This window comes from Vibrio sp. Y51_MX_L26, assembly GCF_024181935.1.
GTDB classification, from domain to species: domain Bacteria; phylum Pseudomonadota; class Gammaproteobacteria; order Enterobacterales; family Vibrionaceae; genus Vibrio; species Vibrio diabolicus.
In genome coordinates this window covers 226612-247318 of record NZ_JAMZAS010000001.1, presented here as the reverse complement: position 1 = coordinate 247318, position 20707 = coordinate 226612, and the positions used below count along the sequence as shown (strand labels likewise).

Annotated in this window: 20 protein-coding genes; 6 read left to right on the top strand and 14 right to left on the bottom strand. The window is 43.8% G+C overall.

Going from position 1 to position 20707, the window contains the following annotated elements:
- The 3 genes from secD to NL645_RS01065 form a co-directional block, all read right to left on the bottom strand.
- A complete protein-coding gene (gene secD, locus NL645_RS01075; RefSeq protein ID WP_199804262.1) occupies window positions 1-1839 on the bottom strand; it encodes a protein translocase subunit SecD in 1839 nt (612 codons plus the stop codon).
- Window positions 1840-2003: 164 nt separating this feature from the next.
- Window positions 2004-2483 (bottom strand): hypothetical protein, encoded by a 480-nt coding sequence (locus tag NL645_RS01070; RefSeq protein WP_046875884.1) that lies wholly within the window; start codon window positions 2481-2483, stop codon window positions 2004-2006.
- A 125-nt stretch (window positions 2484-2608) separates the two neighbouring features.
- Window positions 2609-3277 carry an SH3 domain-containing protein gene (locus NL645_RS01065; RefSeq protein ID WP_134645497.1) on the bottom strand — a complete coding sequence of 223 codons (669 nt, stop codon included), beginning with the start codon at window positions 3275-3277 and terminating at the stop codon, window positions 2609-2611.
- Window positions 3278-3380: 103 nt separating this feature from the next.
- Here NL645_RS01065 and NL645_RS01060 point away from each other — a divergent pair, with 103 nt between their 5' ends.
- Together NL645_RS01060 and NL645_RS23180 are read left to right on the top strand one after the other, a co-directional pair.
- Window positions 3381-3929 carry an ATPase gene (locus NL645_RS01060; protein WP_065646236.1) on the top strand — a complete coding sequence of 183 codons (549 nt, stop codon included), beginning with the start codon at window positions 3381-3383 and terminating at the stop codon, window positions 3927-3929.
- 271 nt (window positions 3930-4200) lie between these two features.
- Complete coding sequence (locus NL645_RS23180; RefSeq protein ID WP_031780651.1) at window positions 4201-4431, top strand: hypothetical protein; 231 nt, start codon at window positions 4201-4203, stop codon at window positions 4429-4431.
- Between the two features lie 24 nt (window positions 4432-4455).
- Here NL645_RS23180 and NL645_RS01055 read toward each other — a convergent pair whose 3' ends face one another.
- Window positions 4456-5079 carry a class I SAM-dependent methyltransferase gene (locus tag NL645_RS01055; RefSeq protein ID WP_005397716.1) on the bottom strand — a complete coding sequence of 208 codons (624 nt, stop codon included), beginning with the start codon at window positions 5077-5079 and terminating at the stop codon, window positions 4456-4458.
- A gap of 5 nt (window positions 5080-5084) precedes the next feature.
- Window positions 5085-5540, bottom strand: a complete 456-nt coding sequence (locus NL645_RS01050) for an Lrp/AsnC family transcriptional regulator (RefSeq protein WP_031780652.1) — start codon at window positions 5538-5540, stop codon at window positions 5085-5087.
- Window positions 5541-5688: 148 nt separating this feature from the next.
- Here NL645_RS01050 and NL645_RS01045 point away from each other — a divergent pair, with 148 nt between their 5' ends.
- Together NL645_RS01045 and NL645_RS01040 are read left to right on the top strand one after the other, a co-directional pair.
- Window positions 5689-6615: a DMT family transporter gene (locus tag NL645_RS01045; RefSeq protein WP_047008123.1), complete on the top strand. Its 927-nt coding sequence runs from the start codon at window positions 5689-5691 to the stop codon at window positions 6613-6615.
- Window positions 6616-6709: 94 nt separating this feature from the next.
- Window positions 6710-7372 carry a flagellar brake protein gene (locus NL645_RS01040; RefSeq protein ID WP_065646235.1) on the top strand — a complete coding sequence of 221 codons (663 nt, stop codon included), beginning with the start codon at window positions 6710-6712 and terminating at the stop codon, window positions 7370-7372.
- A gap of 2 nt (window positions 7373-7374) precedes the next feature.
- Here NL645_RS01040 and NL645_RS01035 read toward each other — a convergent pair whose 3' ends face one another.
- From NL645_RS01035 to NL645_RS01000, 8 genes are all read right to left on the bottom strand, one after another.
- Window positions 7375-8412, bottom strand: a complete 1038-nt coding sequence (locus NL645_RS01035; protein ID WP_006741160.1) for a DUF2955 domain-containing protein — start codon at window positions 8410-8412, stop codon at window positions 7375-7377.
- A gap of 13 nt (window positions 8413-8425) precedes the next feature.
- Window positions 8426-9484: an HlyD family secretion protein gene (locus NL645_RS01030; RefSeq protein ID WP_006741161.1), complete on the bottom strand. Its 1059-nt coding sequence runs from the start codon at window positions 9482-9484 to the stop codon at window positions 8426-8428.
- Between the two features lie 35 nt (window positions 9485-9519).
- Entirely contained in the window at window positions 9520-9975 is a 456-nt protein-coding gene (locus tag NL645_RS01025; RefSeq protein WP_005397727.1) for a MarR family transcriptional regulator, read from the bottom strand.
- 296 nt (window positions 9976-10271) lie between these two features.
- Window positions 10272-12848, bottom strand: coding sequence for a quorum-sensing autoinducer 2 sensor kinase/phosphatase LuxQ (gene luxQ, locus NL645_RS01020; protein ID WP_199804259.1), 2577 nt, complete (start codon window positions 12846-12848; stop codon window positions 10272-10274).
- Entirely contained in the window at window positions 12848-13945 is a 1098-nt protein-coding gene (locus tag NL645_RS01015) for an autoinducer 2-binding periplasmic protein LuxP (protein WP_005397733.1), read from the bottom strand. Before NL645_RS01015 ends, luxQ begins: the two co-directional genes overlap by 1 nt.
- A gap of 319 nt (window positions 13946-14264) precedes the next feature.
- Window positions 14265-14585 carry a GIY-YIG nuclease family protein gene (locus tag NL645_RS01010; protein WP_012842363.1) on the bottom strand — a complete coding sequence of 107 codons (321 nt, stop codon included), beginning with the start codon at window positions 14583-14585 and terminating at the stop codon, window positions 14265-14267.
- A complete protein-coding gene (locus tag NL645_RS01005; protein ID WP_047008119.1) occupies window positions 14582-15232 on the bottom strand; it encodes a YceH family protein in 651 nt (216 codons plus the stop codon). The genes NL645_RS01010 and NL645_RS01005 overlap by 4 nt, the downstream gene beginning before the upstream one ends.
- Before the next feature lie 165 nt (window positions 15233-15397).
- Window positions 15398-15601: a hypothetical protein gene (locus NL645_RS01000; protein WP_031780656.1), complete on the bottom strand. Its 204-nt coding sequence runs from the start codon at window positions 15599-15601 to the stop codon at window positions 15398-15400.
- A gap of 241 nt (window positions 15602-15842) precedes the next feature.
- Between NL645_RS01000 and NL645_RS00995 the strand changes: the two genes are divergently transcribed.
- Both NL645_RS00995 and NL645_RS00990 read left to right on the top strand, forming a co-directional pair.
- The gene (locus tag NL645_RS00995) at window positions 15843-16157 is read left to right on the top strand and encodes a DUF496 family protein (protein ID WP_005373603.1); all 315 of its coding nucleotides are present in this window, start codon (window positions 15843-15845) and stop codon (window positions 16155-16157) included.
- Between the two features lie 121 nt (window positions 16158-16278).
- Entirely contained in the window at window positions 16279-17616 is a 1338-nt protein-coding gene (locus tag NL645_RS00990; protein ID WP_253651000.1) for an MATE family efflux transporter, read from the top strand.
- A 62-nt stretch (window positions 17617-17678) separates the two neighbouring features.
- On the opposite strand, the gene NL645_RS00985 is transcribed toward NL645_RS00990, so the two are convergent.
- Window positions 17679-20315, bottom strand: coding sequence for an ATP-binding protein (locus NL645_RS00985; protein ID WP_253650999.1), 2637 nt, complete (start codon window positions 20313-20315; stop codon window positions 17679-17681).
- Between the last annotated feature and the right edge of the window lie 392 nt (window positions 20316-20707).

Here is a 20707-nt window from a genome sequence, read left to right as displayed (position 1 = left end):
TTAAACCCTCACATCACGACGGGCATCTCGGCCCCAAATTAAATTGATCATTGCTCGAGAGGCAAATACGCCTGTAAACATACTGGTTAACAAACCTAATCCGAGTGTTAAAGCAAAGCCTTGGATTGGACCGTTACCGATGGCGTATAAAATCACGGCGGTGATCATGGTAGTAATGTTGGCATCAAGGATGGTCGAGAACGCGCTATCAAAGCCCAGATCAATCGCTTGAGCGAAACTGCGGCCTTCACGCATTTTGTCCTTAATACGTTCGAAGATAATAACGTTGGTGTCCACTGCCATACCAACAGTTAACACCAACCCTGCAATACCTGGAAGCGTTAGCACCGCACCTGGTAACAAGGCAATTAAGCCAAGCAAACAAAGCATGTTGGCACAAAGCGCCACGTTCGCCACCCAACCTAAGCGGCGGTACCAAAGGGCCATAAAGGTCAGTGTTAAACCCATACCCAAAGCAAGTGCCGCAAAGCCATTTTCAATGTTTTCAGCCCCCAAAGAAGCACCAATAGTACGCTCCTCTACGATAGTAACCGGGGCTGTTAGCGACCCCGCACGAAGTAATAGCGCTAACTGCTGCGCTTCGTCCATGCTGCCAGCGCCGGTAATACGGAACTGGCTACCAAGTTGAGATTGAATAGTCGCAACGCTGATAACGCGCTCGCTGCGCTCTGTTACGCCACGATCGTTTGTCTTGTATTCGCGATAAACCGTCGCCATTGGTTTGCCAATATGCGTTGCAGAGAAATCACTCATCTTTTTACCGCCCGCGTGGTCAAGCGAGATGTTAACTTCTGACATACCCATATTGTCGACGCCTGCACGAGCGTTAACAATGTGCTCACCCGTTAGGACTGGTCGTTTCTCCAGAATAACAGTTCGGCCATCGTTATCTTTCAGCACAAGATCTTGGCCGCTTCGCGCTTGGCCTGCATCTTTCACTTCGTAGAATGCCAAACTCGCAGTGGCACCAATAACGTTTTTCGCTTGTGCTGGGTCTTGTACACCTGGGAGCTCAATACGAATGCTGTCTTTACCCTGACGCTGAACTAATGCTTCCGTAATGCCAAGCTCTTCAATACGACCACGCATAATCTTCAAGTTTTGTTGCAATGTCGTTGATTGGAACTCTTGAATATTCTGCTCACTTGGCTCAAGAACAAAACCGCGAGACGAGCTTTTCACCACCCAACCTGGATAGTTTTGACGCAAGAATTTATTTACTTCAGCCAGGGCGGTATCACTCTCACTGTTTACCGCAATGCGGTTACCACTTTCTGCGCGAATTTGTACACCACGCACGCGCTGATCTCGCAGGCTTGCTTTGATCTCATCGATCAAAGCATTACGTTGCTCCTCAAATGCTTTATTTACGTCGACATTCAAGAGGAACTGTACCCCACCGCGAAGGTCAAGACCGAGTTTGATTGGGCTAAACCCCATCTCATTCAGCCACTCTGGAGCAACAGACACATATGAGAAGGTAATGCTGTCTTCTTTATTTAGCTCATTGTTTAGTAACGCACGAGCTTTGCTTTGCGCATTTTCATCATCGAATACAATGGTCGTTTTGCCATCTTTTTCGATGATTTTGTCTGCTGAGATGTGATTGGTTTTCAGTAGTTGATTCAACTGAACAACCGACATTTCACTGCTGTTTTGGTTTGAAAACGTTAGCTGGATCGATGGTTGCTCACCGAACCAAGTCGGAATCGCGCTTAACGTTAAGATAATGACCGTCGTGATTAATACGACATATTTCCAAGCTGAATAGTGATTCATCAACTTTCTGTTCTTTTGCTGCTTTGCTGTTTTTTTCATGTAAACATCATCCCTTCACTACGAAGTGAAGCTTTTAATAACAAGGCTTAACACACGACAGATGCCCCCAGAAAAAATTCAGGGTATGAAATGCTCAGGACGGTTACGCCCTGTTGAATACAATCGTCGTGTTAAGAGTGCACAATGGTGCAAATAGATGGTGTTTAGGCAGAAAACTGACTATTGAGTGCGACGTACATTGCGTTGGTCTCTTTCCAACCAGAAATGCGATGATCGCTTGTGAAATGATAAAAAGTGTACTGGTTTTGACGCCAATTGATATCCATCAGGCTGTAGGCATAACCTGCGTCAGCATAGAAAGGCGTGTTTAGGTCACCAACAACGTCAACATGCTCATCATCGAGGCCTTCACGTAAGTGAGAAACCCAACGTTGAGTGTTAAATAGGGCTAGCGTATCGAGTCTTGCGTGACTTTCAGAAATCGGAGACTGCGTCGTTTCTTCTGAGACCTCAGAAAAATCGATTGAGGTATTTGCAAAAGCAATACTCGCAACAAATGGTTGCAGCTTAGAAAAGTAAGGTAAATGAGCTTTCTGATCGATTTGCGCAGCAAAAACATGCGCTGGTAGCAACACCATCGCAAGCAGCATAAAAAGCAATTTTTTCAAGCAAATCTGAGACATACGAACTCACTAAAAACAAAACGAGTCGAGTTTTTTCACTCGACTCGATGATAGTATTCCTATTAATTATGGTTCACAACTAAAAAGTTATAAATCTCTAGAGGCTTTAAACTAAAGGCACCCTGTTAGCGGTAAAAGATATCGCCTTTATCGACATCTAAATAGATTTTATTTTCTTGCTCCAAACCACCACAATAAATGAAGTACACATTGCGCTTGTCATAAGTAACCGAACGAACCCAGCCACCGAGCTCTTCAAAATCACTCGGATCACAGGTTTCATCATCTAACAATTGCTGTGTTTTCTTGCGGAAGATGTCTAAGTGGACTTTTAAATCATCCGACTTCTGCAAATATCCATCCAGTATTTCTAAACGCTCTTGTTCTTTAATAACTGGCTCTGCATCAGATAATCCTTCGGAATTCAACCACTCAGCTTTTTCTTCACCGCCCTCTTCATAAACAAGGTAACCAGAGATTCGATACCAACCATCCACTTTTTCTAACACCGATACTTTTTCTCCCTTATAGAGCGTATCGACAACCAAAGCATTAGCATTTGGCTTATTGTAAACATTGATTCGACGCTCAATGACATAGTATTCGGTCACTTCAGGAGGGGAGGTTTCTAAATCCAGAATCGGTTTGGATGTTTCTTCTTCCACGGGCGCTTGCTCCACTTGCGCAGCTTTTGGCACTTCAGGTTCATCTTTCTGCATAAAGAAGAAATAGTATCCAGCACCCGCCCCACCGAGCAACAGTATGACAATCAATGCGATGAGAATTTTCTTCATGTACTTTTCCTTTTCATTCTTTGTTCTTATCTCACCGGCAACACGCATGTCGCGGAAATTTGGGTATATACTCAAAAGGGTCGGTCAACTAACGCGAGCAATAATGATCAACAAACTCAATTGGATACTGTTGTTTCTTCTGTTCCCCATTATGGGGCACGCCAATATTCAATGTAACCCATCGTCGTGGAATGACAATCTTACCCAATTCAATCGTTTAGAGTCCAATTACAATAAGCATGTTGAGGTATTCAATGCACTTTTAGCCGAACATAAGCAGCGCCAGTTATTGTCCCAAACCTTTTCCCTACATGAACTCGTGTTACTTTGGCGCGCCCGCTCGAACCAAAATGCGTTCAAAACTCAATTAAAAGCCTCCATTCAATATAAAGAAGAACTCACGACTAAAGCTAATGAGTTGATTAAATTGAGCACACAATCTCAATGGTCAGCAAATGGATGGAAGAAACTTGCCCAAAAGTGCCGTGAGTCAAACGAAACTGCCAATCAAATCACTGCGGAGTGGTATAACACCAACGCTTTGCAACTTACCGAGGATTACAAACGCCTTTCTTCACAGTACCAAGCACTAGCGCAACTCTATGATAAAGAAGCGAGATCGCTTCAATACGCTCAAGATGTTTCGAGGTAAAAATCGAGCCCGTTTTGAAAAGACGATGTCGGGTTTTCACTCCAATATTGGACGTTATTCGTGCTTTAATTCCCTCTTTTAGTGATCCCAACATTATATGTAAAAAATGGGACTGTTCCCTTTTACAAACTTGACTAAACCATGACCAAGAGAGGCAACTTATAGAGACATACGTCACAATAATGCTTTACTTATGGCCAATTTTTGGTTAATTTACCCATTAATAAAATTTAATAAAAAGTCACATTTGGCTGGAGATGATGCTACAACCATGGTTATCAATCGATTAAGTAACAGGGACTGTCCTAATGCTACCAAAGCCAAGTTTTTGTCAGTAGTTAGGCACGTAAAAGAGTTTGGTTCAATCAGCGATTTGGACCTTTGTAAAATCTTCGGAGAAACAATTTGGAGTGATGGGAGGGAATACCATTCAGCTGCGTTCTCATTCAAGGTTGATAGATACACAGGTAACTGTGAAATCTCACAATACAAGCACCAATAAGGCTTAAGAATTTATAAGGCGGAGTCAGGAAACTGATTCCGCTTTTTTGATCATCGCGATCGTAAAGTCGTGATCGGAATAACCCTCGATCAATTGTGCGTCTGGACATAGCCATCGGCAATAGCGTAACACCCCAACTTTATTATGCGATGCGAGCATTCTCATGCTCGGCAGCTTTTCTTCATCCAATAAGTTAAACACGCACCCTTTCTCTGCGGCCCGGTACATTTTCTCGATCATCTCAATGGTATGATTTGGATTCGCGGATTGATAATTCAATGATCCAGAAGCAAAGACATAATCACTGCGGGGCAATACCAACGTTGAAAAGTCACCGCATACGAACTCACTTTGAGTACGAAAGTCCCGCTTTCTGGCCTCAGAGATAAACTGTTTTTGCTGATCAATGCCAATATAACTTTGGGGGCGCAGATTGTTGAACTCAATAAACGCTAATAAGTCTCCGTAGCCGCACCCAATATCTAAAAGACTTGAACCGTCTAACGTTAACCCACGGCACAAGGCTTCAAATCGACTGATTTGGCTGTACTTATCTCTCCATCCCAGCGTTCGCGCTCTGTCTGTACCGAACTGTCGGTATCGCTTTCGGTGATAGTGAGCAATCTTAAGTCTATCGAGAAATTTCATCTTTCTTATGCATAAATCGGCAAGCTTCCATTTCCTTTCACTTGTCTAATCGCCAAGTGCGTATGGATATCTTTTACGTTTTCTAATCGTTGTAGCTTTCTAGTGAATGTTTCATAGCCAGCGAGATCTTTGCTGACCACTTCTAACAAATAATCATAAGCCCCTGATACAACATGGCACGAGATCACCTCGTCCATTTCAACAACAGCATGTTCAAATTCATCAATCGAAGAAGCTTGGTGGTTGTTCAAACTGACTTCAACAAATACAGTCATCGCAATACCCACCGTGTCTCTGGACACAATGGCTCGATAACCGCTAATTACGCCCTCCTGCTCTAAACGCTTAATGCGTCTTGCACAAGGTGATGCCGATAATCCTACTTTGTCAGCGAGCTCTGCCGTAGTCAGGGTTGCATCCTTCTGCATCAAGTTGATCAGTTGCCTGTCAATTTTGTCCATTTATCCTTCCGTGCCAATAATCACTAACAATTAACATTTATACGCGCTTTATCACCAACATCAAGCTTAATTACGTCAAACTTTGCCTCCCTTTGGCACGAGTTTTATTCAACAATTAACACATCATTTACAAATGGACATGCCGACAATGATCTTGGGATACGCAGCTATATTAACGACCTTACTGCTTTGGTCTGGTTTCTTTATTTCTTTAAAAGGGGGCGCAATTTCTAACTTGCAGCCAGCCGATATCGCGTTAGTTCGCTTTCTAATCCCAAGTTTAATTTTATTACCATTTGTGATTAAGCATAAGCAGGCGCTTCGCGTCGTGCCTAAACGCTACCTAACTGGTGTTGTGGTAGGGAGTGGCCTGCCCTACCTGCTGGTCGTCGGCACAGCTATGCATTTCGCTCCCGTGGCGCACGGCAGTGCATTAGTACCTGGCACTTTGCCATTATTTGTTTCTGCTATCGCGGTGTTGTGCTATCAACAGTCGCTGAGTGCTCACCGCTTAATCGGGCTTTCTACGGTGTTGTTAGGGATTTTCGTATTCCTTCTTTCTAATAGCGGTGCAGAGTACAACTGGTCTCAATTACAAGGCCACATCTTGTTTCTAACCGGTAGCATTATGTGGGCCGTTTTCACCATCAGTGCTCGTGTTGCTAACCTTAATGCGCATGTCTGTGCTGGGTTCGTTGCAATCGCGTCTTTGGCACTGCTCATCATTGCGGTTGGCTTCGGATGGGTAGATAGTTACCTAGCGATAACGCCGATCAGTCAGTGGCCGTGGGAAGAGTTATTTGGCCACGCGATGTTGCAAGGTGTCGGCGCAGGCTTAATCGCCTCTTTTACCTTTATCTATGCAATCCGAATTATTGGCGCCGAAGCCAGTGCTGCTTTTGGGTCATTAACTCCAGTCGTCGCGACACTTCTTGCCGTTCCAATCTTTGGTGAACAACCAGATTCACTTACTTGGTTAGCGCTGATGCTGGTAACCTGCGGCAGTATTGTGGCAAGCCAAATCTTTATGAAAGATGGAATGAGCCAAACTTATCGCCCACCACTTCACAGATAGCGATAATTTTACAAAAACTTTTGTCCTACTATCTTGAATAACAAAATGGCGTTTTGATAGCCTCGATTTAACCAATAATTAAAACGCCAATGTAATGCCTGCCACTCATACTAAAGATGAACTGCATAGATTCCTCAAACCGGGAATGAAACTTTCGACTAATTTCGAGTTTGGGCCTAAGGACCAGTATACGTATTCCACCACCTATCTTGGGATGAAAGAGAACGCGTATTTGATTCTTGATATACCGATGCGTTTGCTTGAAGAGCAAGTGATGAGAAAACTCCCAAACGCCGATGTCATCGTGCGTGGTGTATCAGATACGGAGTTAGGCCATGTCATTGCATTTAAATCCAGTGTTCTAACAACTGCGGTTCGTCCTTCGCCCCTTTTATTTATTCGAATTCCAGGAACATTTGCAACCAAACCAGTCCGGGAACACGAACGATATAAGCTGCAAATGGATTGTAAGATTGTTCACGCGGGGAATGTTTACGACGGTAGCCTTATCGACTTCTCACTGGCAGGTATTGGTATCTCAACTTTTATAGAGCCTGAATTCAACGTTGGTGAAAGTGTCACTATCGACTCTTCTCTAAGTCACTATATCGGAGAAGAAAATCGGTGTGTCATTGCCAACATTAAGAAGTTGGTGAAAGGCTGGGTAATAGGAATTAAGTTTGAAAGCCCAATAGCGATGAGTCACGAGCTAAAAACAGAGTTACTGGAGCAGTCCTTTCTAACCAGTAACGTCTGAACTTACTGCTGGCTAAAGCGCGTCGCCTCAAAGCTGTTGAGCACTCTGTGCACCGCATAGGTCACGAGCAGAGTGACAACAATAGCAAACAAAATACTACTCACGCGATACAGCGCGCTGAACATTAAATCGCCATCCGGAGTAAGGTATTGGCCAAATAAAATACCTAATGTAGTTAATCCGCCAAACCCAGCTCCTGACCCACTAGACTCTTTTACATGCATATAGCTGAACATCATCGCGCCAATCCACAGCAATGGGACAATAAACAGCAAGGTATCCGACCAATCGTATAGTACGAGCTGCCCAGCAATACCAAAGGTTACCCCCATCAAGGTCCCCATTGCTCTTTTGCGCGCATACCCTAAAGCACCGTTCCAATGCATAGGAAACAATAAAAGCAAGGTTGTCGCCTGAGCGGACATAGAATCACTGAGGTCAAATAGCTGGAATACAAGGAAAGACATTGTAGCGATGCTCGCCCCCATAAGGGCTTCATGACGCATGCGGTGATTCTGTTTAGGCTGAGATGGTTTGGCCGATGGCTGACGAGGCTCTGCATCAGGGATCAAAAATGTCACGACGTAGGCCACGATCACTGAAATAACATTCGCTTGTAGGTTGCTGAATATCAGATCATTTAAGTCGGTTGTTGGATAACTCGCAAAATGCAGCATGATGCTCAAGCTCAGCACGCTATTTGCCCCAAACAAGAATAAGCTCCCTTTTGACATACAGGCGAACTTATACAAAAACAACCCGAAGGCGATGATCGTCATCATGCCAGGATGTCCACCAAATAGCCCACCAAGAATACCGACCTCTAATCCGCATACGACCGCTGAAAAAATCAGCTGTCGTGCAGCATGCAGGCTCATGACTGGTACCATTCCAAGTAACAACATCGGTGTTACGGTAAAAAATACGCCATAATTCCAGCCAAAGACCTTACATAAGGTGAAGCCAATGGTCGCGCCAGTTGCAATGCGCAAACACTGGCGGAAGTCGTTTTCCGACATGGGATGATCCCATAACTTCATATCGCCTCCCCCGTTAATAAATGTAATGAAGAAGACTCAAAAATCGGATCTGACATCTCGCTAACCAGCCAGATAACGAGTTTTCTGGCAACAGTTGCACAGTCGCACGTGCCCCGGCCGGAAATGCGCGCTGTTGAGGTTCATCGATAGCTAAATGTAAACGTAAACGCTGCGCGTCTCTCACCCAACGGTTTGAGTCTGTCGGTGTCGCTAAACGGCCATCCGCATCAAACTGGCCCGAGCTTACCCCCGCATCCACACTCGTAATACGAGCTTCAAATACGTCACCTGGCAAGCTATCAAAGGCCACTAACGCCCGACTGTTCTGATTGAAGTGTCGCAGACTCTTTTCACGAAAGTCGGCAATAATATCCACGTCATCCGAGACTAAAGCCACAAGAGGCGTACCAGCTGCCGCATAGGCACCCGTTTCCAGCTGCAAGTTAGCGACAACGCCATCATGTTCAGCAATTACTTTAGTGTAAGACAGATTAAGTTCCGCTTGTTTTAGCTGGTTTTGTGCCACGCGGATATTTACATTCGTTGCACCTAAATCGCCTCGGTTTACTTCCAACTCTTTTAAACGAGCGCGCGCGGCCAGTAAGTTTGCTCTGGCTGCCGTTGCACTACTTTGTGCGTCATCACGCTGTTGTTGCGAGGTGCCATTGCGATGAAACAATGTATCAAGACGTTTGGCTTCGCGAACTTTTTGCTCGGCGACAATTTTGCTTGCTTCAACGTCCGCTTTTGCCGCTGCAATAGAGGCATCAAGCTGTTCATTATTTTGAATCACACGCTCAAGGTTAAGTTGAGCCTTTTCTACGGCGAGCTGATAAGGCTGTGGATCAATCTGGAATAGTAGATCGCCTTGGCTTATTTCTTGGTTGTTGGCAACATAAAGATGCGTAATCTGTCCACTCACACGGGGAGCTACTTTAGTTACCACTCGCGTTGCCATTGCCTGGGGCGTCAGTGGCATGGCGAGATCTGCGACTAGAAAATAGGCAAAGACAAGGACAAACGCGACGCAAGAATACTTGATCCAACGTGCGAATTTTTGATCTGGAGTCATAGGCGTTTACTTCTCTTTTAATTCGGGTTTCTGACTTATTCGCTAAGTGAATCAAGTGCATTGTGAGCAATCTGATCTAGGATCAATGAAAGCTTTTGAAGCTCTTGGTCATTGATTTCTGTCAGTAGCTTGCTCCGTACTTGAAGAATTCGAGTCTCCATTTGCTTGAGTAGGGTTTTACCTTCTTCTGTAAGGCTAACAATGCGTGCTCGCTTGTCATGCTCACTGCAATGGCGAGTGATCAGAGATTGCTCTTCTAATAGCTTTAATGTGCGCATCAGCGATGCCAACTCAATCTCAAGCGCTTCAGCCAAATGCTTCTGACTAACGTTGTCGCCCATTCGATAAAGTTTCCATAACGCAGTCCAACGCGGGTACGTCAGGTTTAAAGGCTCCAACTCGCGATCTGCAACCATTTTCCACAAACGGGCAACACGAGATAACTTTTCAGCCAGAGAAAGGTCGCGCAAACTGTTGATGTCTTGAATCATAAGATCTACTCAATTACTTAGCTTGCTAAGTAATATAAAATAGTTAGCACGCTAAGTAAATAAGTTTTTGTGATTTAAATCACATAGAATATGCCATTGGGGAACAAGTTTGCGTAACGTAGTACTTGGGTTGAATAGTAGTGATATACGACACTAAAGGTGATATCAGCACTCCTGGCTTATCAACAAGTGAAGCATTGAGATACAAAAAAAGCACAACCCTAAGTTATGGCGTTGTGCTTTTCGGTTTAGTGAGCGATTGAATTATCAATTGAGGCTCATAGCGAATGAGTTCATCACGTTCGTTCAATTAAGAATCGCTGCTTGAAGTCAACAAAGGCTTCATGCAGCGCATTTTCTTTAATCGGTTTGAGCAATACGTAATTCGCGCCCGCCTCCATAAACGCATCACTGGTTTCTTTCGCCGTATCGGCAGTACAAGCATAAATTGGCGTGCCTAACTTCAGCTTCTGTCGGATCTCTTTGGTTGTTTCAATTCCTCCAAGATGCGGCAGTTGGTTGTCCATCAAAATCAAATCGTAAGTATGATCTTTTAAGAACTCCATCGCTTCCAACCCATCTTTTGCCCAATCAACCTGCATTTTGTACTTGTTACAAAATGCTTTGAGAATGAAAGCATTAGTATGGTTATCTTCTACCAACAGTACTTTTAGACTCTCTGCGAATAACTCACCAGGTTTAACTCTCAAGCTTGAATCAAGAGGGGTGAGCACTCGCTCACGATCTTTCACTGGCATTGTAATAACAAAGGTCGTACCCAAACCTTTTTGACTACGTACTTGAACGTCACCTTCCAGCATATCGACGAGGCTTTTCACAATGGTCAGTCCCAAGCCACTGCCACCGTATTCTCGAGTGGTCGTTGCTTCCTCTTGAACGAAAGGTTCGAACATTTGGTCAAGCTTATCGGGCTCTATGCCGATGCCCGTATCCGTAATTTCCACTACCAACACACTATTTTCGGCGCCGTAGAACTGCTCCAGTTCAGCATGCAAGCGTACGCTGCCCGAGGGGGTAAACTTGACTGAGTTACTGACTAAGTTAAATAAAATTTGGTTCAGACGAACTTGGTCAGTAAAGATTTCAACATTGGGATCAATCTTGTTTTCAATGACAAGGTTAACGCCTTTATTTTCGCAAATTGGACGATAAATGTTTTCTAACGTTCGAATCGTGTCAGTGAACGAAAACGGGTGCTTTTGAATATTAAACTTACCCTGCTCAATCTTCGAAAAATCCAAAATATCATTCAAAACAGCAAGTAAGTGCTCACCACTATGTCGGAGTACATCAATTTGGTTATTCTGCTCTTCCGTTTCGACCGAGTCTTTTAATAATTGAGCAACTCCTAGAATGCCATTGATTGGCGTTCGGATTTCATGGCTCATTTTAGCCAGAAAATCGGCACGTGCTTGGGCGGATTTTTCTGCCTCTTTACGTGCCAAGTTACTTTGTTTTTCCGCTTCAATAAGCGTCGTAATATCCTGACCTTGAACAATGATACCGCTGATATCACCATCCACTCGAATCGGCGATAAGTTCCAGCGATATACCTTGTCTCCAATTGGTACATTGACGCCAGTTAACGTGGCTCCTTGAGCTGCCATTCGCAGGTGCGGCATCAACTTTTCTTTGAAGCCTTTAAACACTGGGTGCATGGTTTCAATGTCGTTTTCCATGACCAATTCTTTGCGGGCTGCCGGATTGATTTGGATGAGTACGCCAGACTCTGACCAAACCATAATCGGCGATAACGCAAAGTTAAACAGATCGCGGAATGAACGCTTTTGCGCTTCCAGCTCTTCAAAGGTGTTTTCTAGTGTCGAACCAATATGATCGAACTCCTCGATATCCGATCCGCCAAATCGTTCGAACCCTTTTTCTTCACGAGCCGAACGAGTGTATGCCATCAACGAGCCAAGCTCTTCGACAACTCGATTCTCAATCCACTCTTTGGTCATCAACGCAATCATCACCATCCCGATAACCGAAGCCAGCATCGCTAAAAGGTGCTGGATTTGCAGCGTCACAACACTCTGATTGTCCTGCACGGTTAGTAAACACAAATCCGTCGTGGCAGCATTGACTTCGATAGGGGTTTTAATGATCAACAACTGGTCAAGCTTTTGCTGAGACTCTCGCCGCTTCAGAACATCAAATATCTTGTACGCTTCATCTCCGACTAGTGAGCTAGCTAGTGGCGTATCGTTGGCCACCAAAACAACATTATCAACGTTCCCTTCGTTTTTTAGTCTTTCCATCAACCCGAAGTTGTTATCTAGAACAACAACATTGTAAGAATACCCCATCACTTCACCGGTTTTAGGTTGTAAAACCGGTACACGACGCAGTAACAGATGGCGAGTTCCCATTGGGGTATGTGAAGGAAGGTAATACCAATTGTTGCTAAAAGTCACTTGGCTCGCGAGGTCATTGAGAATCAAGTTATTGATGCCATAGAAATGCGCATTCCCATCGTCCCAAATAATGCCTTGATGATCGGTGAGGAAGCGAAATTCTGGCGTATGAGAAGGATCACTCTGGTCAATACTCATGAAAAAGTAATTGAGAGCTTCTTCATCCCGTTTTGTATAAAAATCTAAAACAACATCACTCTTCGAGTTACTGTTGTGATGAATCTGAATCGCAGCAAAATGGCTATCAAAAATATTAAGAATCAGCGCTGACGTCTGTTGCTTAGTTCTATCCACTTCTTGCCAAATAATTTGCTTCGAGAAGTAATAACTCTGAACGAAGATGCCTAAAATGATCGGAGCAAGTACGAGAATGATTATTTTCGTAATAAGCGTCGACAATGAGCGACGCTTTCTTGTTTTTGATGTAGTTGTCATCAATTGTCTGAGTATCTAAATGCGCGTTTTCTTAATGCTTCAATTCTTTCTGGAGAATCAGATTTCGTGACGACTTCAAAATCACCAGAATAAACGGTTGGAACGGGTTTCCCTTCAAGATCCCACTTAATCGCTTCTGCCATTGCAATGCCAGTATCATCGTTCATACGCATAACAGTAACGTCTAACTCCCCTTTCGAAAGCGCTTCTAATTCTGCAGAGCCGCCACCCCAGCCGTTGATCATGACATCTTCACGCCCTAATTCTTTCAGCGCATCAACAGCCCCTAGCGCCACATCTGTAGAACACGCATAAATAAAATCGACGTCAGGGTATTTTTCCAAACTCGCTTTTGCTGCTTCATACCCAGACTGCTTTGTCGCTTTGGTATAGTAAGCAGATTGTAGTTCAAAGTTGTTATCACGGTTGACTTGATTGATAAAGGTATTGCCTCTGATATCGCTGATATACCCTTCTGAAAAGTAGAGCACACTATAATGGCTCTGTTTTGGAAAACGCTTACCAAACTCCACGGCAAGCTCACGGCTGCCTTCAGCATGATCAAAACCAACATAAAGGAACGGTTGGTGATCCTCCCAATCTCTTACCGGTGTAGTGATATTTTGTAAGATCAACTTGGTTTTCTTTGAGTCTAAGACGTGTTCAACAAACTTACGATGCCTAGTGGTATCGAGAGTGAAAATCAGATAATCGGAGTTGCTCTTCAGCGCTTCCATTAAAGACAAACTTTGTTGCTTAATATCTGCGTTGGGACGGGTAAATACTTGATTAAGTTGATAGTCGATATCGAGTTTATCTAAACGCTGTTCAAATGCGTCGATATTTCGAATCCAATAATCCGAAATCTGTTGGCCTGGATAAACCACAGAAATTTTTAACGGACGTTTTTTGTCTCTTTCAACCGGAACAGGAGTCTCTCGCACGGCGTCAGCCAACGCATTCGTTAACTGCTTCTGTTCTGGAAACTGGTCTAAAAATTCTTGATATGCCCAATACCCATTGAGAACTTGAGTGGCTTGCGCTATCGGCGCGACAGTGGCCATTGACATCAGGGAGAATACTAACGCTTTTTTCATCTACTGCTCTTTTAGCTTTTTATGAGCCTAATTCAGCTCTATTCGTTACCTAGCCGAGTCATCCTTTACTCTTGTAATCTACCTTCCTCTGAGTGCCTGTTTCAATAATAAATTGGTTCTTAGTCTGAGTTGGAACGAATAAACGTTTATTGTGTACCTAATTGCAAGGTCACAAATATCATTTCTCCTTTTCATACTCTGAGTGTTTAAACAGAACACCAACCCATTATGCGTCAGTTTGTTCTTACATGGTACTCCAAAACTAAAAAGAAACCGCCTCAGTGGACGGTTTCTTTGTTATTCGGCATGTCGCGAACGCTTATTTCGATAAAGCCATTTCTAACATCATCTGCTGATTTTCATCAACGACAATACTTGCTTTTGACGTCACAAGCAGCTCTTTCTTAGCTTTTGTTAGTTGCTTAATATAATACTCAGCCCGCATGGCAAGTGTCTTTGAATCAAAATCCGAAGACCACTCCAATACCAAGGGACCTTTTCCCTTTAAAGCTTTCGCTCCTTTGCCCGTTTGGTGCTGATTGAATCTTCGCTCAACATTGTTTGTGACACCGCAATACAGCGCATTGCGGTTATTTCGTATCAAATAGACACTCCAACGCTGCGCTGTATTTTCAATCATGAAAGTAGTGACTCGACCTTAGCTTTAAGTTCATCGAGCTCTTCTTTAAGCTGAGCAACTTCGAGCTCTAGCTGGCTGACTCGATCAGAATTAGAGCCAGCCGCTGACACTGGCACTGCTAGCTCAGAGACGTCAACGTCGCCACAGAACAAATGCATATAGCGTGACTCTCGCTTTCCGGCTTCACGCGGTAACTTGACCACTAATGGCCCTTTGTCTTCGCTTGCTAAGTGCTCCAGAACCGTTTCAACTTCTTTTACATCATGAAATGTCGCGAGACGATTGGTACGAGTGCGAATTTCCCCAGGCGTTTGAGCACCACGCAAAAGCATACAGCACACGATTCCCTTCTCTTGTTCTGTCAGTTTTAAATCACCAAACTCCGTATTACAGAAACGGTGCTGATACTTGCTAACACGGCTGTTAAACGCACTTTCGTCACTGACGAGCCTACGCTCAATTAGAGCATCAACGGCATCGAGAACGTCTGACTCAGAGAGCGACATTACGGGATCACGGTTGCTTTTTTGATTACACGCGTTGGTTAATGCGTTTAGGCTGAGGGGGTAAAGATCTGGAGTGGTGACTTCTTTTTCGATCAAGCAACCAATGACTCGTGCTTCAATTGCCGTTAGCTCAACTTTCATAATGCATTTCCTTATTATTTTTGCATTTGACTTGGTACCTAAATCGTTTCGAAATCATGCATCATACATTGGCAAAGAGATGCAAGAAGCGTTAACGATTCAGGTGTCGGTGTCAGGCTAAAGCATAGCGCAAGACCTGGCACCCTTTGCGAATCGGGTCAGGTATCAATGCTCCGAGAGAATTGGCACTTTCGTCAAATTGCCATCTTGATCAACCATCATTATTTTTGAACGATTCAGCTCAACTTCGATGATTTCGAGTTGCTCGCGAGCGTTGATATACGCTGTTTTTAACTTTTCAGCCACAGAGCGAGTGGCTTGCTCATTATCTTGACTACTTACTTGCTCCGCAGTGTTCCCAGAGTCCATATCAAGTTCATCATTTTGCATTCAATGGTGTTGATAATATAGTGAAGGCCACGTTATGACAATGAATCGATGGATTCTACGATGTTGCCCAAAACTCGATTAAAGAAGCGTGATTATGTGGACACATCGCAATTGGTTGAGAAATGTTCAACTCTGCATTGTGATTGATCTAAAGACTGTTATGCCACTGGATGTTGTGCTTTAATCGAGGGAGATATTCATAAAATTAGGAAAGAGAACTATGAGTAGCGTATTTGAAATCGTTAACCAAGCTCGTCGTAAAAACAAACTAAAACGTGAGCTGCTTGATAACGAAAAGAAAGTTCGTGATAACCGCAAACGTGTTGACCTTCTAGAAAACCTTCTAGATTACATCAAACCAGAAATGACTCACGATGAAATCGTCGCAATCATCAAAAATATGAAAGCAGACTACGAAGATCGTGTTGATGACCACATCATCAAAAGTGCAGAAATCTCTAAAGCACGTCGTGACATCAGCCGTCGTATTCGCGAACTGACCGAAGAAGACAAGCAAACTAGCGGCAAAAAGTAAACACGTAAGCTAGATTTTTCAACCCCGAGTAAGGCTACCTTCCTCGGGGTTTATTTTTGTCTCTAAACTAAGCGCCGTGTACAATCAATCCAACTCTTATTCCTAACGCATTCAGCTTTCTATGTCCTCAACTACGACAAGTACACAACCAACACTTGCAAAACAATTATTTACGATGACTTGGCCAATGCTATTTGGCGTTCTATCTTTAATGAGCTTTCAGCTTGTAGATAGTGCGTTTATCGGTCAGCTCGGCGTTTTACCTTTGGCCGCTCAAGGTTTTACTCTTCCGTTGCAAATGGTCATTATCGGCATTCAAGTCGGTTTAGGTATCGCCACGACCGCTGTCATTTCTAAAGCGCTTGGGGCGAATGAAAGTCGTTATGCCAAACAGCTCGGTGGCTTAGTTTTGATGATTGGCTCAATCGGTGTAGCCGTTTTTGGAGGGCTAATTTGGCTTTTGCGCTACCCCATTTTATCTCTATTAAGTGCTCCAGAATCTGTGATGCCGATTATCGACAGCTACTGGCCTTGGTGGCTGCTAAGTTCATGGACTGGCGCGGTTTTATATTTTTACTACAGTATTTGCCGAGCTAACGGCAACACCATGTTGCCTGGCACAATGATGATGGTGACCAGCGGTGTGAACCTTGTGCTCGATCCACTATTTATTTTCACGTTTGACTTGGGTATTAACGGAGCCGCAATAGCAACCATCGTTGCCTTTGGGTTTGGTATTTTAGTCGTCGCGCCTCGCGTAAAAAAGAATCACTGGGCAACAACGCAGTGGCAAGACCTCAACGTAACTAAAAGTGTTGCGTCTATCGGTAACATCATGGGACCTGCGATGATCAGCCAACTGCTGCCTCCGTTGTCGTCCATGTTAGCAACAAAGTTGTTGGCAAGCTTCGGGACCGCCGCAGTCGCCGCTTGGGCGCTCGGTTCACGCTACGAATTCTTTGCTATCGTTTCGGTGTTAGCGCTGACAATGTCTATGCCCCCAATGGTCGGGCGCTTACTTGGCGCAAAAAACTACCAAGATATCCAATCGCTAGTCAGTATTGCCGTAAAATTCATTCTGGGCTTTCAACTTTTGATCGCAGCCATTACGTTTGCCGTCGCAAACCCACTTGCACTACTGATGACCAGTGATGTTCAAGTAGAGCAAGTATTAGAAATGCATTTGCTGATTGTTCCTATCAGCTTAGGTTCACTAGGTGTATGTATGTTGATGGTTTCTCTTTGCAATGCATTAGGTAAGTCTTACACCGCGCTCACCATTTCAGCGCTACGCTTGTTTGTCTTTTTCCTTCCTTGCTTATGGGTTGGCGCTCAAACGGGGGGAATCCGAGGTCTACTTTTAGGCGCTTGTATCGGCAACATTCTGGCGGGCATTTCCGCTTACCTAACCTATCGACAAACCATACGTAAACTCGCTAGCGCTCAAGCAAACGCATAACAATGCATGGTTAAAATAAAGCCCCTTTGATTGGGGCTTTATCGTCTTGAAATGTTATCGATTTAGGCGAGTTTTAATTCATTGAAGAGCTCAAATAGCTGATTCGATTTATAAGGCTTAGGTAAATAAGCATCCATACCTGCAGCAAAACAGTTGTGAATGTCTTCTTCCAAAACACTCGCGGTGAGCGCAATAATGGTCGTTTTCTCACGCCCGGCTTTCTTTTCCCAACGACGAATTTCTTTCGTCGCGGTCAGTCCATCCATCACCGGCATCATACAATCCATTAAAATTGCATCGAATTCTTCTCCCTTTGTGATGGCTTCCAACGCTTCTTGTCCATTGCTTGTTATCAAATAGTCATATCCTGCTTTATCCAGAAAGAAACTCGCGATTTTCTGATTCATCAAGTTATCCTCCGCGATTAAGATCCTCCTGTGAGAGCGCGACGTTCGATATTCAGACTTTGGAACACCATTAGTGACAGCGTCACTTGAAATGGTTTTTTCTACCTTCGCTAAGTCGTCAATGACATGCTTAAATCGATTGCCAAGAAAAGGCAATGTGAGTACAGCATGTACTCTTTCTGCATTGTCGTAGGGAGTGGATAGATGATGCTGACAAATAATCACACGACGAAGATCATATTTGAGTGACAATTCATCTAAGGCTTCATCCGTATTGGAGTCGTCACTATGGCACAGAAATATGACATCAAAGTCATCGTTTATTGCTTTTACTTCATTAACATTATTCGCACCAAAGAGATTGATTTTTGCTAATCGACACTCTTTCAAAAGTTGATCAGCGTAATCGTAATTTGTGCAGATCAAGAGCCCTTTATTTATCACGTCCGAGCGCCAGCCAAACACCGGAATAACATCAACCTCAATAGAGAATTCAAAGCATGTGCCCACTCCTTTTGTGGATGTCGCTATAAGCTGCCCTCCCATCATGGATACCAGTTGACGACAAATTGCCAATCCCAGTCCCGTTCCGCCGAACTGCCTCGACACCCCTTCATCTTCCTGAGTAAAGGGTTCAAAAATCGTCGTTAACTTATCTTGTTCAATGCCTATCCCGGTATCTTCGACTTTAAACATCAGCACTCCGCACTCTTTCTCAGGTGACTCGTCATAACTGACATCAACACGTATATGCCCGCTTTCGGTAAACTTGACCGCATTCGATACCAGATTCGTGATGACCTGCTTGATGCGATGGTCATCAACCATCACTCGAGTTGGAATGTTTTCAGCTAAGTTAATCCCCAGCTCTAGCTGTTTAGATGTGGCTTTGGATTGAAATAAAACCATCGACTGGTACACCACCTCTCGGATATCGGCCTCGACTAACGACAACTCCAGTCGACCAGATTCGATTTTAGAAAGATCCAAAATATCGTTAAGCAAGGTAAGTAATGTTTGGGATGAAGAGTCAATGTCATCAACGACTTCTTGTTGATGGGAAGATAATTCGCTTTGAGAGAGTATCTCCGTCATGCCCATAATACCGTTTAGGGGGGTACGTATTTCATGCGACATGTTGGCAAGAAATACTGATTTAGCGCGATTAGCAGACACTGCTGACTCTTTAGCATGGAGTATTTCGTCTGTTTGTCTCTGCTTTTCTTCAACCACTCGATTCACTTGCTGAGCGAAAATCGTCAGTTCATCACTGCCATCGACTTTGACTTTCGTCTGTTTCTCTTCATCGTTGATCAGCGCCGTTAAGGTATGAATAATCGCATCTAGTTTGCTATTAACCCGAAACCAAGTGCCAAAACCAAGCCAGCAAAGCATGACGATAACCAAAATAACGCCAGAGGTAATCATCGCAATATTGGTCTTTTGTTCATGAACTTGTGTTAGGAGCGATTGCTCTGTTTGTTTCGTGAACCCATCAATGAGTACTTGCAAGCGTTGCACACGGAAATCGAGTTCTCTCAAATACGCTTCATAGTCACTACGTGACATGTCCCCTGACATTAATCGCCCACGAGATGCCAAATTTCTCTGATATCTGGGCGACGTAAACAAGCCTAGCAGCTTATCAACTTGATCGTATGACCCTCCTAAATTTAAAAACGCATCCAAATTTTGCTGCTGTCGATCAATAGCCTGAAAAAACAGACTCTGACTCAACCGACTCTTAGGATCTTGAACTAGGCGATGCGTCAACCAGGCTTCTTTCTGTGTCCAAAAAGACAGCTGAGCAAGGTAAGCAATAAAATTCTGCATTCGAATACCGTCCTCACTGCCATACCACTGATGATTTTGTAGCAAAGAGCGCGACATATTTTGAAGCAGTTGAAATGCCCAATCGCCAAGGTCATCCATCTCGTCCAACCTACCGGATAATACCCCTAGCATGGCCTCTTTCAGCTCATCAGCATATTCCGCGGTATTGGGGTTACTGACGAATTTTTGATGCATGGAAGAAATAACACCGTCTTGTTCTTCTATATTAAGTGCGGCTGATGCTTGAAGCGTAGGCTGGCGGCGTGCTTTCTCTATGGAGTATATAAAGTGAGAGGCTTGGGATATCAACTGGAAACCTTGGATATTGATTACCGTTTGATTGAGACGGCTTACGCGCAACGCATTGTCAGAAAACTGCTGAACTGCAAAAACCACTATCACCACCGTGGGTAATAGTGCGAGGAGTGCTAAGCGTGTTTTTATTGATAATCTCAACATCTATCAGCCCAATGGTTGATCTCATCCGATTATTTAATACTAGACTAGTTTCTAGCATTGAAAGGCATATACGACATGGTTACTTTAAAACAACATTCACCTACCAAAACCATGGTCATTCCGCTTATTTCGCCATCGGTCAATGAAATGGTAATTGTGACTCGAATCATACTTTTTGATCTTCAAGCTGAGTACAAACAGTGAAGTTTCACTCATACCTAAGATGCACATCACTTTTCATAAAATTCCAAACCATATGTTCACCTATTTCGTTGCCTTATCGAGACAAATCACACAAAAATGCAAACGAATTAACAGTGACAACAAAACTAATTTGAAAACACACATTATCATCGCGAAAAAAGTGGATGACTTTTTAAATGTCAATACGT

Bases quoted from the DNA above. Each gene is read 5' to 3' on its own strand.
- secD (WP_199804262.1), bottom strand. From the start codon at position 1,839: ATGAAAAAAACAGCAAAGCAGCAAAAGAACAGAAAGTTGATGAATCAC.
- NL645_RS01070 (WP_046875884.1), bottom strand. From the start codon at position 2,483: ATGTCTCAGATTTGCTTGAAAAAATTGCTTTTTATGCTGCTTGCGATG.
- NL645_RS01065 (WP_134645497.1), bottom strand. From the start codon at position 3,277: ATGAAGAAAATTCTCATCGCATTGATTGTCATACTGTTGCTCGGTGGG.
- NL645_RS01060 (WP_065646236.1), top strand. From the start codon at position 3,381: ATGATCAACAAACTCAATTGGATACTGTTGTTTCTTCTGTTCCCCATT.
- NL645_RS23180 (WP_031780651.1), top strand. From the start codon at position 4,201: ATGGTTATCAATCGATTAAGTAACAGGGACTGTCCTAATGCTACCAAA.
- NL645_RS01055 (WP_005397716.1), bottom strand. From the start codon at position 5,079: ATGAAATTTCTCGATAGACTTAAGATTGCTCACTATCACCGAAAGCGA.
- NL645_RS01050 (WP_031780652.1), bottom strand. From the start codon at position 5,540: ATGGACAAAATTGACAGGCAACTGATCAACTTGATGCAGAAGGATGCA.
- NL645_RS01045 (WP_047008123.1), top strand. From the start codon at position 5,689: ATGATCTTGGGATACGCAGCTATATTAACGACCTTACTGCTTTGGTCT.
- NL645_RS01040 (WP_065646235.1), top strand. From the start codon at position 6,710: ATGCCTGCCACTCATACTAAAGATGAACTGCATAGATTCCTCAAACCG.
- NL645_RS01035 (WP_006741160.1), bottom strand. From the start codon at position 8,412: ATGAAGTTATGGGATCATCCCATGTCGGAAAACGACTTCCGCCAGTGT.
- NL645_RS01030 (WP_006741161.1), bottom strand. From the start codon at position 9,484: ATGACTCCAGATCAAAAATTCGCACGTTGGATCAAGTATTCTTGCGTC.
- NL645_RS01025 (WP_005397727.1), bottom strand. From the start codon at position 9,975: ATGATTCAAGACATCAACAGTTTGCGCGACCTTTCTCTGGCTGAAAAG.
- luxQ (WP_199804259.1), bottom strand. From the start codon at position 12,848: ATGACAACTACATCAAAAACAAGAAAGCGTCGCTCATTGTCGACGCTT.
- NL645_RS01015 (WP_005397733.1), bottom strand. From the start codon at position 13,945: ATGAAAAAAGCGTTAGTATTCTCCCTGATGTCAATGGCCACTGTCGCG.
- NL645_RS01010 (WP_012842363.1), bottom strand. From the start codon at position 14,585: ATGATTGAAAATACAGCGCAGCGTTGGAGTGTCTATTTGATACGAAAT.
- NL645_RS01005 (WP_047008119.1), bottom strand. From the start codon at position 15,232: ATGAAAGTTGAGCTAACGGCAATTGAAGCACGAGTCATTGGTTGCTTG.
- NL645_RS01000 (WP_031780656.1), bottom strand. From the start codon at position 15,601: ATGGACTCTGGGAACACTGCGGAGCAAGTAAGTAGTCAAGATAATGAG.
- NL645_RS00995 (WP_005373603.1), top strand. From the start codon at position 15,843: ATGAGTAGCGTATTTGAAATCGTTAACCAAGCTCGTCGTAAAAACAAA.
- NL645_RS00990 (WP_253651000.1), top strand. From the start codon at position 16,279: ATGTCCTCAACTACGACAAGTACACAACCAACACTTGCAAAACAATTA.
- NL645_RS00985 (WP_253650999.1), bottom strand. From the start codon at position 20,315: ATGTTGAGATTATCAATAAAAACACGCTTAGCACTCCTCGCACTATTA.